This is a genomic window from Flavobacterium sp. B167r (assembly GCF_056824315.1).
Genome location: NZ_CP124859.1, coordinates 3,300,010 through 3,314,082, shown reverse-complemented (window position 1 = coordinate 3,314,082; position 14,073 = coordinate 3,300,010). Strand labels below are relative to the sequence as shown.

Here is a 14,073-nt window from a genome sequence, read left to right as displayed (position 1 = left end):
TATGAAATTATTACATACAGAACTCCTTATAGCCAGACATTTTAGAAATTCTGTTTTTAAAAATTCGGCACTCTATATTATTACATTTTTTATTGGTGTGTTGCTTTTATTTGCAGCTTTTTCAGGCTGGGACAATTATAGAAGCCAGAACGAAACTAGCGAAAAATATCAACATGAATCTCGTGAAGACTGGTTGAAAAATCCAGATAAAAATCCGCATAGAATGGCGCATTACGGCAATTTTGCTTTTAGAAAAAGTACATCGTTGAGCGTTTTTGAATTTGGAATGGAACCGTTTTTTGGAAATGCCATTTTCTTAGAAGCGCATAAACAAAACACAGCCAATTTTTCTGAAGCTGGTTTTTCAAACAGCATGCTTCGTTTTGGCGAAATAAGCATTGCTATGGTTTTGCAGATTTTACTGCCTTTACTAATCTTTTTTATCGGATTTAATTCTGTTGCTTACGAAAGAGAAAACGGAACTTTAAAAATCCTTTTAAGCCAAGGAATTAATTGGAAACAGCTTTTATGGGGCAAAATTCTGGGTGTTGCAAGCGTGGTTATGCTTCTTTTTATTCCAACTATTATTGTATTGGTTTTAATCTGGTCAACGCTTCAGAATTTTTCAATTCCGTCAGATGAAATGATCAAAATGCTTTTATTTATAGCATTTCACTTTATTTATCTAATGTTCTTTTGTGTGGTTTCCGTTTTGGTTTCGGCGTCAAGCAAAACTTCAAAAAAAGCTTTGGTTACTTTAATTGGAATCTGGTTGATTTTGACAATTATTTTGCCAAGAACAACGCAGGCAATTGGAGCTTATTTGTACGAAGCGCCATCTAAAATTCAGTTTACCAGCAATATTGAAAACGATATTTTAAAGCAAGGCGACAGCCACAATCCAAATGATTTACATTATAAAGCAATAAAAGATTCTTTATTAAGAGTTTATAAAGTCGATTCTGTACAAAAACTCCCTTTCAATTATTCTGGATTTATTATGACCGAAGGTGAAAGAATCAGTTCGAATATTTATAATAGGCATTTGGAAGATTTGCTGAAAATTTATGCCAAACAAAACAGTTTTTCTAAGGCAGTTTCTTTTTTGAATCCTTATATCGCCATGAAAAACTTATCGATGGGATTATCCAATACGGATTATGATTCTTACATCGATTTTCAGAAACAAGCTGAAGTTTACCGTTACGATATGGCGCAGAAAATGAACGCTTTGCAAGTAAAATATATCAGCAATAAAAAGCCTGGACCAAACGATAAACCTTTAAAAATTGGAAAAGAGCACTGGGCCGATCTTGAAGAATTTCATTATGAACCAAAAGGAATCAATGACGTTTTAAAAACCGAAATTGCTTCTGTCATTTCTATTCTTTTGTGGATAATTCTATTGTTTGTTTTGATCAGAATTGCTGCTAAAAATCTAAAAGCCATTTAACATGTTTGCACTCTTATTTAAAAATTTTATACGCTCAAAAGGTACCAAAATTGGATTACTTTTTTTATTGATTATTGGTTTTATAAGCCTTTTAATTGGTCATCAATTTCAGGAAAAACAACAAAATAATATTACTGAAGCAACTGTTTACCAAAAAGAACATATTGCCAGAAATGCTGCTTTTCATAAAGATGAAATTGGGCTGCTACTCTACTACATTAAGTTTTCATTGGTCAACAATACGTTACCTATTAACAGTTTAGCAATCGGACAGCGCGATGTAAATCCTTCCATCCAAAATGTTACAATTCGCGGTTTAGAAGGTCAGAAATACGATTCTGAACTCAATAATCCGAGTAATCTTTTATCAGGAAATATCGATTTTAGTTTTGTGTTATTGTACTTATTTCCACTTTTGATTATTGCTTTTTCGTATAATATTATTTCTGAAGAAAAAGAATCTGGAACTTGGAAGATTGTTGCAGTGCAAAGTCCGAATACTTTTTTATACATCTTAAAACTGTTCTATGTTAGAATTTTAAGTTTAATCGCGCTTTTAACTTTAATTCTTTTGGTTGCTGTTTTGTTTTTACAAATTCCGCTCGATAAATCGTTTTTTGTATTTTACGGGTTGTCAGTTTTGTACATTTTGTTTTGGTTTGCGGTTTGTTTTTTCATTGTTTCACTTCAGAAAAATTCAAACTTCAATGCTGTTATTTTATTGACAATCTGGCTGTTCTTAATAATCATTCTTCCTGCCGCAATCAATACGTATATCATCAACAAATATAAAGTTCCTGAGGCTTTAGAATTAACGCTTACGCAACGAAATGCTTACCATGAAAAATGGGATATGGATAAACAGGAAACACTGGATAAATTCTACAAACACTATCCGCAGTTTAAAAATTATGTGCTTCCTGATGAAGAATTCAGTTGGCTTTGGTATTACGCGATGCAGCAAATGGGAGATGACGAATCGGCAGTTCAATCAAAAGAATTAGAATCGAAATTAGAACAGCGAAACCGTGCAGGTGAATTAATTGCACAGTTTATTCCAACGCTTCATACACAAATTCAGTTAAACGAAATTGCAAAATCTGATTTGCGAAACCAGCTTTTATTTTTAAAAGAAACAACAAAATTTCACGAAAAACTGCGTCTTCATTTTTACCCAAAAATATTCGACAATGCGGCTGTAGATCAACAAAAATGGGAAGACTTTAAAGTAGAAACTTTCAAAGACAACTCTGAAACAAGTTTTACAAAAGCATTTTTACCGTTACTGCTTTTTAGTCTTTTATTGATTGGTTTTGGATGGCGAAATTTTAATAGAAAAGTTATTATTTAAGGCTTTTTTAACCGCAAAGACGCGAATAATTACGCAAAGTTCGCAAAGGTTTTTAGATAAAGCTTTGCGGACTTTGTGTTTTTATTAAGTTTAGTACATGAAAAAACTTGAGTGCTTTGCGGTTAAAATTATTATTTTTATTGAAATTTCTATTTGATGAAAAAACTACTTTTAATAAGCCTTCTTATTATTATCATTTTATACGCCTTTAAACATTTCGTTTACAATCCATACAAATGGAAAAAAGCGATTAATACACCGGAACATAAATTGCAGTTGGGCAGTTTTATTTTTAGCAAACAAAGAGGTTCAAACGGAAGTCAGAGCATGCAGCATAATTATTTTATTTTTAAAGTGATTGAAATTAATGGTGATTATGTGAGACTTTCTGTAATTCGTCAGTTATCTGAAAAAGACAAATTAAAACAATCTGATTTTTCAACTACAAAAGAGGCTTATAATGATTTAAAAGGCAATATTCAAAAAATTACCATTACCCCTATTCTTCCCGCTGATTTGTATAAAGAGGGAGCTTCTTATACTTTAAATGATTATCTCTTAGAGAAATATCCTTCTTTGAAACAATCGCGTTATTATTTTGAAGATGTAAAGCAAAACGCAAGTTCGAGAGAATATTTTAGTTTAGTATATTCTAAAGAACAAATCATAAAAAATGGAAAATTAGTCCCGTGGATTTTAAACAACAGCACTAAACCCGAGTTGGCTGATCGATTGTCTAAAAATATCGATTTGATTTTGAATTGATTTTTTAACCGCAAAGACGCAAAGGAAACGCAAAGTTCGCAAAGTTTTTTTCACAAAGCTTTGCGAACTTTGTGTTTTTAATACGTTTGAATATCAAAAAACTTGCGTGCATTGCGGTTAAAAAACAACCTATCTTAAACCTATTCTGAATAAAATTTCATGGAAATGTCTTTATTTTCATTTTATTTAGAATTAATATAAATAAACTTTTATATTTGCCGCTTTCTGAGCAAAATTGAGTAGTTTTTAAAATTTACTTTAATATTGCTTTCTTCAAAGTAAATTTGTTTTAATGAATAACAATGCCAGTTTCGAATTAGATCTTTTCTATTCCTTTAAGGAAGGAGACGAAACTGCATTCAAGTTTTTTTACGATAAATACTTTAGAAGAATCCAGTCTTTCAGCGTCCAATTTATTTACGATCAGGACGAAGCTGAAAATCTTGCTCAGGAAGCCTTACTACACCTATGGCAAAGTAGAGAAGAAATAGAATCTATCAACGGAATTCAGGCTTTCTTGTTTACTTACTCCAAATCAAAATGCTTGAATTTAATCCGTCATAATAAAGTGAAGGATAAATTCAAAAATGACCTATTAAACCACAAAGAAAGAGAATTGGATATCGAAGTTTTGAATTCGATTCAATTCGACACTTTAGAATTAACCGAATTAGAACGTATAATTCAGGAATCTATCAGCGATCTGCCGCCAAAAACCAGAGAAGTTTTTATTAAAAAACGCTTTGAAAATAAAAAAAATGCAGAAATCGCAGAAGAGATGGGAGTTACTTTAAAAGCTGTAGAAGCCCATATGACAAAGGCTTTGAAGATTTTAAAGACCAAATTATCTGATTATTTGTTCTTAATCTTTATCCTTATTTATAATAATTAAGAATAAAGGGTAGGGTATTTTAATTCTGAGGTGTACTTATAATGGCGAGAAGTTTTAAAAAGCATATATGACATCGGAAATAATACATAAATACCTTTCTAACGAAGCTTCAGAACAAGAAGTTCAGGCACTTTTTGATTGGATCGAAGCATCGGAAGAAAATAAAAAACAATTTATAAAAACTAAGAAGATTTGGGTATTAACCACTCTTTCTTGTGATTTATCTATTGAAACTGTTCCGGTAATTCAGATGAAATCAAAAAACAAAATCAGACAGTATTTACAATATGCTGCTGTTTTTCTATTGTTTTTGGGTTTAGGAACTACTATTTACTTATTTAACGCTAAATCTGAAACTCCAAAAGAAATTGTTCTAGAATTGGGCGACGGCCGTCTGGAATATTTCTCAGGAAAAACTCAGACTACGTTGTTAAATGACAAAGGCGATTTGGTTGCCAAAAAATTTCCGACTGAAATTATTTACTTTGGTAAAGTTCAGGATCATAAAGTGATTTATAATACGCTTTCTATTCCGTACGGAAAACGTTTCAAACTTAAACTTTCAGATGGTACTGTTGTGAGTTTAAATTCTGGAACAACTTTGCGCTATCCGGAGCAATTTGGCTTAAACGGAAACAGAAATGTTTACTTAACTGGTGAAGCATTTTTTGAAGTTGTCAAAGACAAAATGCATCCGTTTATTGTTCATGCTAATCAGGCAGATATTGAAGTTCTCGGGACAACATTTAATGTGAGCGCTTATCCTGAAAACCCTACAGTTAATAGTACATTAATTGAAGGAAGTATTAAAATGTCTGAAGCTGTTAATCCTTCTAATGCTATTCTGTTGGAGCCCAACCAAATGGCGACGTGGCAGAATAATTCAAAAAAACTGGTCTTAAAAGAAGTCGACCCAACCTTTTATGCTGCCTGGACAAAAGGCGAACTTGCTTTTAAAGACACCCCATTTTCTACAATCGCTAAAATTATTCAGCGTACTTATGATGTTGAAATTATCAACGAAAATTCTGATTTGGCCAGACAGAATTTTACAGGTACAATTAAAATCAGCGAATCTAGTGTCGAGAACATTTTAGACCTGCTAAAACGTGACACGCCTTTTAATTATTCTATTCAACAAAAAACCATTACAATCACCAATCCGCGATAAATAAATAAACATGACATTTACGATACAACCCGTTTTAAGAAAAATTCTGTTTTTCTTAGCCCTACTCATATCTGGATTTAAAGGATTTTCTCAGAATAAACTTATTACAATTCACGTAAAAAACAAAACTATAAGCCTAATTATCAAATCTATTGAAGAGCAAAGTGATTTTAGAATCATTTATAATGCAAAAAAAATAGATACGGATCAGTTGGCCGATTTAGATGTTAATGATGCCACTTTAGAAGTTGCTTTGAAGAAGCTTTTAAAAGGCACAGATATCTCCTACTACATTCAAAAAAAGCAAGTTTTATTGACCAATGCTGCTCCTGTTGACAGATCTAAATCTGCTGTTCCAGAAACAGAACGCGTTATTAAAGGAACGGTTTACAGCGCAAAAGACAAACAGCCTCTTCCTGGTGCAACTATTCGCGTAAACGGAACTGGAATGGGCGCAATAACGGATGCAAACGGAAAATTTGCTTATGAACTAAAAGGCGATAATATTAAAGATCAAATTCTTGAAGTTGCCTATTTAGGAATGGAATCGCAATCGCAAACTGCTGGCTACAAGAAAGAGTTTATCTTTTATCTTCAAGAAGTTACAGATGAATTGGATCAGGTTGTAATTACGTCTTCTTACGGAACTACAAAACTAAAAGAAGAAATTGTTGGAAGTATTTCTACTTTACAAGCTAAAGATATTCCGGTGCAGCAAGCTTCTGAAAGTGTTGACAAAATGATCGAAGGACAAATTGCAGGGGTTTTGGTTGAAAATACTTCTGGAGTTGGAACTCCTGTTAAAATAAATATACGTGGTCAGGGAACTTTAAAACCGTTAAATGGAAATCTTCTTGGAACTTCTAGTCAGCCTTTAATTATTGTTGACGGGGTTATAATGAATGAACAAAAAGGTATCGATAGTACCAGTTTTGAAGCAGCGGGTGGTCTTGGCGAAAGCCTATCAAATCCTCTGGCGTTTTTATCTCCAGATAATATTGAGTCTTTAACGGTTCTTAAAGATGCCGCAGCGGTTGGTATCTATGGTGCCGATGGAGCAAATGGAGTAATTTTAATTACAACTAAAAAAGGAAAACAAGGAAAAGCAAAATTTCAATTTTCTAATCAATTAGGGGTTTCTACTGCCATAAATCAGATTAAATATTTAAACGGAGAACAATATAATGAAATCAATAATGCTTTTAATTTGAGCAGAAATCCAAGTTATATTCCTGTTCCTTATAACGGTGTTAATACAAATTGGTTTGATCTTTTAAATCAATCTGGGATATACAATAAGTATAATTTTAGTGTTTCTGGAGGAACTTCTAAAATTACTTACCGCACCAATATTACGTATTTAAATATTGACGAGCCACAATTAGGAAATACGACAAAACAATTAAATGGTGGTATTAATTTAGGCTACAAACAATCTAAATGGAATATTAATTTATCTCTTAATCCGAGTTATATTAAGAAAGATGCGCCAAATATTTATTATGATTTTGCCTATCTGCCAACAATTTCTCCTTATAATGCAGACGGAACGTATTCAAAATTAGGTTTAATTGGTCCGACAGGAGGAAATCCGTTAGCAGCAATTGAGCAAAACAAAAATGAAAACGAATCTAAAGCGCTTATTGGAAGTTTGAATGTTGGTTATGAACTGAATAAAAACATCAAATTTGCTACTTTATTCGGTATGGATTACTTGGATAAAGTACAGGATCGTTATTTTTCTGGTGAAAATGAAAGCGGACAGAATAATGGTACATTTCTTTTAGATGGAGAAACCTATTCTAATTGGGGACGTAGACTGATTAACAAACGTAATTCTACGAAATGGAACTGGCAAGGTCAAATGCTTTTCAATAAAGACATCAATAAAAATAATGCTATTGATGGTGTTGTCGGATTTGAACTTTCAGATGAAAGAAATAATTTTAATTATGCATCTGGAACCGGATTTGTAAACCCCAATGTGATTCATAATGTAAATGAAGCCATTCAAGATGATAATCCCGACACAACTACTGACGAAAGCAAAACAAAACAATCTTACAGAAGTGATATCAATTACAATGCACGTGTTTCATTCTTCGGACAGTTAAATTATAATTACAAAAAAAGATATTTTGTTTTAGGAAACCTTAGACGTGACGAAAGTTCTGTTTTTGGAGATGATACCAATGTGGCTTTAAACAGCGGTGCAGGTTTGGCGTGGATAGCTTCTAACGAAGATTTCTTAAACAATTCTTCTTGGATTGACTTTTTAAAACTGAAAGTTAGTTACGGTTCTACAGGAAATTCCCGAATTGGTTCTTACCGTTCTAAAGGTTTGTATTCTATACTTCAAACGGGTTACAACGGCGGTTCTTATGCAACTCCAAGCACCTCTCCTAACGGAAATTTGAGCTGGGAAAAAAATAAGAAATTCAATGCTGGTATTGATTTTAATGTATTCAATACTGTTGAATTGTCATTGGAATATTACTATGATGATTTGAATGACTTAATTACAAGTCGCGAAATCCCTACAGAAACTGGTTACGGCACCATGCAGTTGAACGCAGCAAGCATGTACAATAAAGGTTTTGAATTGACAACAAGAATCAAATGGTTTCAAAAAGGAAAATTCAAATGGACAACTGCTGTAAATATTTCAACCGTTGACAATAAAGTAACCGATCTTGTTGGTTTAGGAAGTGATTATTCTATAGCAAACCTTGCTCTTGCACAAAAAATCGGATACAGTACAACAACGATCTGGGGTGTAAAATGGGCTGGTGTAGACCCTGCAACGGGACGTGATTTAATTCGCAAAGATGGACAGCTTTATGATGCTCCAACTTGGAGAAGTCTTTTTAACGAATTGGATTGGGAACCTATCGGTGATCTTCAGCCAAAAGCTTTTGGAGGTTTCAATAACCGTTTTTCATTCGATAACCGTTTTACTTTGTCTTTTACAGGCGCATTCCAGTTGGGTGGCGACAAATTAATTTCAGATGAAATCGTTTCGAAATACAGCAATTTGATAAATCGAAATCTGTCTGTTAATGCTTATGATTACTGGAGAAATCAAGGAGATATAGTTTCGCAGCCAGCTCCAGGCCAAAACACACTGCTTCCTAATTTGAGCAAATATGTTTACGACGCGACTTACTTCAAAATCAGCAACATTAATTTAAGTTATAATGTGCCTATCGAAAATACATTTTTAGAAACGCTGACTGTTTTTGCAGATGTTTCAAATGCTTTTTACTGGTACAAAGAAAAAAGTCCGAAAGGAATGAATGGAATTAGAGAATTCAGCTTTAATTATCCGCAGTCAAGAACAATTTCACTGGGAATTAATACAAAATTTTAAAAAATGAAATATTTTAAACCTATCATAAAATTAAAAATCGCTTTCCTTATAGTTTCAATGGCAGTATTGCAAAGCTGCAGTGATTTTCTGGAGCAGGAACCTGGCACACAGACCTCTATTACAGAACAGTTAAAAAACAAACAAGGTGTGCTGGAAGCCATGAGAGGAATGTATCTTGAAGTTGAGGCAGCAGTTCGTAGTGCTCCATACTCTGTTTACGCAGATTTACAGGGAGGCAATTTAAAATTTACTCCAACTATAAGTAACGGTACTACTAACGGACAAGTGAGCGTTTCTAGTAATGTAGCTGGCGTTTATGCTTTTGATGATTTACAGGAAGCTTCTAATTTTAGTTCATTTTACGCGACTTGTTATGATATTATCAATCAGGCAAATTTGTTTTTAGAATTTACAGATGCCCTTACAGACGCAACTATTGAAGAGAAAAATCAGATAAAAGCTGAAGCGTTAACAACGAGAGCTTATATTCACTTTTTACTTAGCCAGCTGTATGCTCAGGGTTACGACTTTACGCCAGATGCGTCTCATATCGGAATTGTGTACAGTAAAGCTTCTATCAATGAAAAGCTTTATTATCCGTCAAGAGAAACAGTTGCAAACACCTATGCGTTTATTATTGAAGACATTACAACAGCTATAAATTTATATTCTGGAGCTCCTTTATCTGAAGGGCCTTCGTACTCTTATTTCAATAAAACAAATGCCAAAGCTTTATTAGCAAAAGTTTACTTATCTAAGAAAGACTATAAAAATGCTTATGACACAGCTACTGATGTTATTACAAATTCTGGTATCAGCTTAGTGAGTTCAGAAAATTATATCGCGCAATGGGAACAGCCAGATCTTCCAATTTCTGAGATTTTATTAGAATTTACTATTCCAAGATCGAATGACGGATCTGCGAGTATATCTCTATTTACTCAGTTCGGATATACCGATAATACAAGTTACGGAACTTACGCTGCATCGGAAGATTTATTGAATCTATATGAAAATAGCGACATTAGAAAACAGTTATTTTTAAAGAAATCAATTTCGACCATAATCAATTTACAACCAGTTAATGTAGATTACAATTTCACAAAAAAATTTCAAGACAACCCTGGTTATGTGGCTTTTAGACTAAGCGAACAATATTTGATTCGTGCTGAAGCTGCCATCGGGCTGAACAACGCAGATCAGGCTAGAGACGACATTAATGTTATCAGAGCTAGAGCAAAAGCATCATTGCTTACAAACAATACTAATATCACAGAGGAATTGTTCTTAGAACGTAGAAAAGAACTTTGTTTTGAGGGTCATTTATTTTTTGATATTGCCAGAAACAAAAAAGATGTTTCTCGTAATGACGGCTGTATTTCACTGATTTGCAGTGTAGCTTATCCGTCTCCAAAATATATATTGCCTATACCACGCAGAAATTTACTTCTTAACACAAACCTAAAACAAAATGAATCATACTAAAATTATAACCGCATTATGCCTTCTTGTAATCTTGTTTTCATCTTGTTCAAAAGATGATTACAGATTAGAATCACAAAACATTGATCCTTTTATCAGATTCAATTTTACGACTTTAAATGGTGTTCCGTTAGAATATCCTAGAATGAGCACGACGGTTATTCCGTCTTCTGAGTACGAAAACAAATCGGTTAAAATACTTAAAGTTCCCGTTACCTTGACTGCAGTCGATTTAAAAAATCCTGTTAAGGCAACTTTCAGTGCATCAACTTCTGGAAGTCTGGATACTTTTACTGTAGAACCTGCCAGCGAATTGCTTTTTCAGGGCAATAAACTGTCAGATACGATTTATTTGTCATTTGATAAAAGATGGAAAGACAAACAAAGTATTACTTTAAAATTGGAAAACACTTCTGATCCTGCTATTCATATCGGAAATCTAAATACTGCCACACCAAACGATATTTTTACAATCAATTTAGGCGAAGTTGTAACGCCTTATACTTTTCCTGTAAACAGTTTTCTGATAAAAGGTGAGGTTGGAGAAAAAATTGATTTTAAAGTAAATTTTCCTAACGGATTTGTTCCCGAAGAAATTGAACAAACCAGTCCTTTTACATTCGTAAACGGATTTGAATATTCTCTGACGCATGATGATTACGGAGACAACAGAAGCTCAATTACATATCATATGACGCTTTTAGAAGACATTCAAAATGATGATGCCCGTTACGAGACAAAACTTACTCTTGAAAGTTCAACAAATTATATAGCTACAGGAAATACGATTTTAACTATTGCAAAACCAATCAAAACGCCGAGAGATGTTCAAGCCTTTCCAGCTTCAAAATTTACTGACCCTACAAATGCGTTTTATCTGACCTACGGCGAACATTGGTTTAATAATAATGGAAACTGTGCATGGATGACTTTCAATGCTTTAACTTTTCCCATTATCGTTACAAAAGATGATCCAAATGCAATATTATACAGCGATAAAGGAACTACAAATCCTAACGACGATATTTATCACGATGCTTTCAAAATTGGATTTAATGTAGCAACCGGAACCAATACGGTGAATTCTTTTGGTTTAAAGAGATGGTTTTCTAACGAAAGCAACTCAGCTTCAATATCACCTGGTTTCAACATTACCTCTGCTTTAGAGTTTTTTCCAGCAAACGGAAACAGCAAAACCGGAGGAACTGTTTTAGTGATTCCACAATATATAACAATCGGAAAAGATAAAGACAACACTTATCAAATTGCTATTTCTGGTGACGGAACTTATAAAGAAATCAGCAATGGTTTATATGAGATTACATTTGAATTAAAACTGACGAATGACAAACTGTTTGGAGGAACAGTTTCGACACAATACAGAATGTACAATAATAAAACCTATCCGAAACCAGCGGCTTTAAGTATTCCGTGTCCAAAGGAAGTTACGCTTTAAGTATTCAGTCGCAGTCGCGGTTGACAGTCACAACTAGCTTTGTCAAAGTTTAAAACTTTGACAAAGCTTTTGGAGGCTAAAAAGGTTTCAAGTTTCAGGTTTCAAGTTTCACTTTCTCGGATAACTTGAAACCTGAAACTTGAAACTTCAAAACAAAATCAGGAAAAAATCAAGAAAAAAAACAAAAACAAAAAGAATTGAAAAAACTAATCATCCCAATCTTATTCCTGCTGAGCTTAACGGCTTACAAAAGTATGGAAGGTCCTGACTACATCGATATTCAGGAATTAAGAAAACTCTATTCCAGCGGAGATTCTTCGAAATGGCCCGCTGCAGAATTACACGAAAACGTCGATAAATCTAAATTTCAAGATATTGGTGTGCTTCCTGCGGTTCCTTATCCTGCTTATAATCCGTATTCGAAGGAAAAAGAAAGTTTGGGAAAGATTTTGTTTTTTGATCCGAGATTATCTCGCAGCGGACAAATTGCCTGCGCTTCTTGCCACAATCCTGAATTGGGATGGACGGATAATTTAACACGTTCTTTTGGTCACGATCGCCAGACGGGAAAACGCAATTCTATGACAATCCTAAATTCGGCGTATGCCACTTCCCTATTTTGGGATGGACGCGCTTCGAGCTTAGAAGATCAAGCACAATTTCCTGTTCAAGATCCTTTAGAAATGAATGAAAAACTGACGATTGCCGTTGATAAAATTGCTAAAATCAAAGGATACAATTCGTTATTTACAGAAGCTTTTGGAGATAAAAAAGTGACTTTAGAGCGAATTCAATATGCAATTGCCACTTTCGAAAGATCAATTAATAGTCCGAAAAGTAAATTTGATCAGTTTGTAAGCGGAAAATCAGATATTTATACCGATCAACAAGTAAAAGGAATGCATTTGTTTAGAACGAAAGCGCAATGCATCAATTGCCATAATACGCCTTACTTCAGCGACAATCAGTTTCATAATGACGGACAAACTTTATTCGGAACAAAAAATGAAGATTTCGGACGTTATAATGTGACGAAAGATGTAAAAGATATTGGTAAATTTAGAACGCCAACACTTCGTGAAGTCGTAAACACAAAACCGTGGATGCATCACGGACATTTCCCAACTTTGTTGGATGTTGTAGAATTGTACAATTTAGGAAATCCATCTCCAGTTCAAAAGAAATATCTGGGAACAGCAAGAGATTCTTTGATTCCAAAAGTTGACCCAATGCTTAGAAAATTGGATTTAAGCAAAGAAGAAATTGCTGATTTGCTAGCTTTTATCGAAACTTTAAGCACGCCAACAAGAAGAATTATGACGCCAGAAATGCCTAAATAAATAATTTAAGATCCATTTATATGAAGTCATTATACATTTTAATTATTGCCTTTTTATCTTATAATTTTATGTTTTCGCAAGAAGATCTTCAAAAGGTTTTACTAGAAAAAGATAAAAAAATTGATTCACTTGTAAAAATTGATTTCTTAAATCATAAGTATAAATATTTGGATGAAAATCTTAAAATACAAATATCAAAAGAGCTTTATGAAAAAATGCTTATTGATTACAATATTAAGCCAGAGAGAATCAAAAAATATTCAGATTCTGTAAGGGTTATTTTAAATTCAGAATTTAATGATGATGACGCTTTTAGAATTGCTCATTTCAGAATTACCTATTCTTGGGAGAGAGTTGGTTTTCACATCTGGAAAAATAAAAACGAAGTAATTGAGATCGCTAAAAGATTGAATATTAAACATCCGTACAGACTTCAGGAATTATTTTTAAACAATGATCCTAGAGTATCTGCCGAAATCCGAAATCTTAGAGTTGAATTATTCGAACAATTCAGAAAAGAAGAATTAATGATGATGCCAACAAGACAATTAATGCTATTTGCTTTTAGCAATAATCCTGAAATTGTTAATCTTAGAAATAATCATAATAAAAATCGTCCCAAAAAAAATAAATAGATCTGTAAATTGCCCCAAAAATTGACAGATCTCCAAAGTCCATTTCTTAATTTAAATGGGCTTTTTTTGTTTTTAAAATTCATCATTTTCTAAAATGACATCATAAATTTCATACATTTAACGAGAAAAATTTTAAAATAATCCCATTTAAAAACTTA

At 33.2% G+C, this 14,073-nt stretch carries 10 protein-coding genes; all 10 read left to right on the top strand.

Annotated features, from left to right (window positions below):
* The first annotated feature begins 1 nt into the window (after window position 1).
* Window positions 2-1,453, top strand: coding sequence for an ABC transporter permease (locus QLQ96_RS14840; protein ID WP_482491384.1), 1,452 nt, complete (start codon window positions 2-4; stop codon window positions 1,451-1,453).
* A gap of 1 nt (window position 1,454) precedes the next feature.
* Window positions 1,455-2,804, top strand: coding sequence for a DUF3526 domain-containing protein (locus QLQ96_RS14835; RefSeq protein ID WP_482491383.1), 1,350 nt, complete (start codon window positions 1,455-1,457; stop codon window positions 2,802-2,804).
* Window positions 2,805-2,960: 156 nt separating this feature from the next.
* Complete coding sequence (locus QLQ96_RS14830; RefSeq protein WP_482491382.1) at window positions 2,961-3,569, top strand: hypothetical protein; 609 nt, start codon at window positions 2,961-2,963, stop codon at window positions 3,567-3,569.
* Between the two features lie 292 nt (window positions 3,570-3,861).
* On the top strand, window positions 3,862-4,461 hold the full coding sequence (locus tag QLQ96_RS14825) for an RNA polymerase sigma-70 factor (protein WP_482491381.1): 600 nt from the start codon (window positions 3,862-3,864) through the stop codon (window positions 4,459-4,461).
* Between the two features lie 67 nt (window positions 4,462-4,528).
* Entirely contained in the window at window positions 4,529-5,632 is a 1,104-nt protein-coding gene (locus tag QLQ96_RS14820) for a FecR family protein (protein ID WP_482491380.1), read from the top strand.
* A gap of 10 nt (window positions 5,633-5,642) precedes the next feature.
* Window positions 5,643-9,002 carry a SusC/RagA family TonB-linked outer membrane protein gene (locus QLQ96_RS14815; protein ID WP_482491379.1) on the top strand — a complete coding sequence of 1,120 codons (3,360 nt, stop codon included), beginning with the start codon at window positions 5,643-5,645 and terminating at the stop codon, window positions 9,000-9,002.
* A gap of 3 nt (window positions 9,003-9,005) precedes the next feature.
* Window positions 9,006-10,487, top strand: coding sequence for a RagB/SusD family nutrient uptake outer membrane protein (locus tag QLQ96_RS14810; RefSeq protein ID WP_482491378.1), 1,482 nt, complete (start codon window positions 9,006-9,008; stop codon window positions 10,485-10,487).
* Window positions 10,474-11,940 carry a hypothetical protein gene (locus tag QLQ96_RS14805; protein WP_482491377.1) on the top strand — a complete coding sequence of 489 codons (1,467 nt, stop codon included), beginning with the start codon at window positions 10,474-10,476 and terminating at the stop codon, window positions 11,938-11,940. Before QLQ96_RS14810 ends, QLQ96_RS14805 begins: the two co-directional genes overlap by 14 nt.
* A gap of 197 nt (window positions 11,941-12,137) precedes the next feature.
* Window positions 12,138-13,280, top strand: a complete 1,143-nt coding sequence (locus QLQ96_RS14800) for a cytochrome-c peroxidase (protein WP_482491376.1) — start codon at window positions 12,138-12,140, stop codon at window positions 13,278-13,280.
* Between the two features lie 20 nt (window positions 13,281-13,300).
* Window positions 13,301-13,915 (top strand): hypothetical protein, encoded by a 615-nt coding sequence (locus QLQ96_RS14795; RefSeq protein WP_482491375.1) that lies wholly within the window; start codon window positions 13,301-13,303, stop codon window positions 13,913-13,915.
* Window positions 13,916-14,073: the final 158 nt, after the last annotated feature.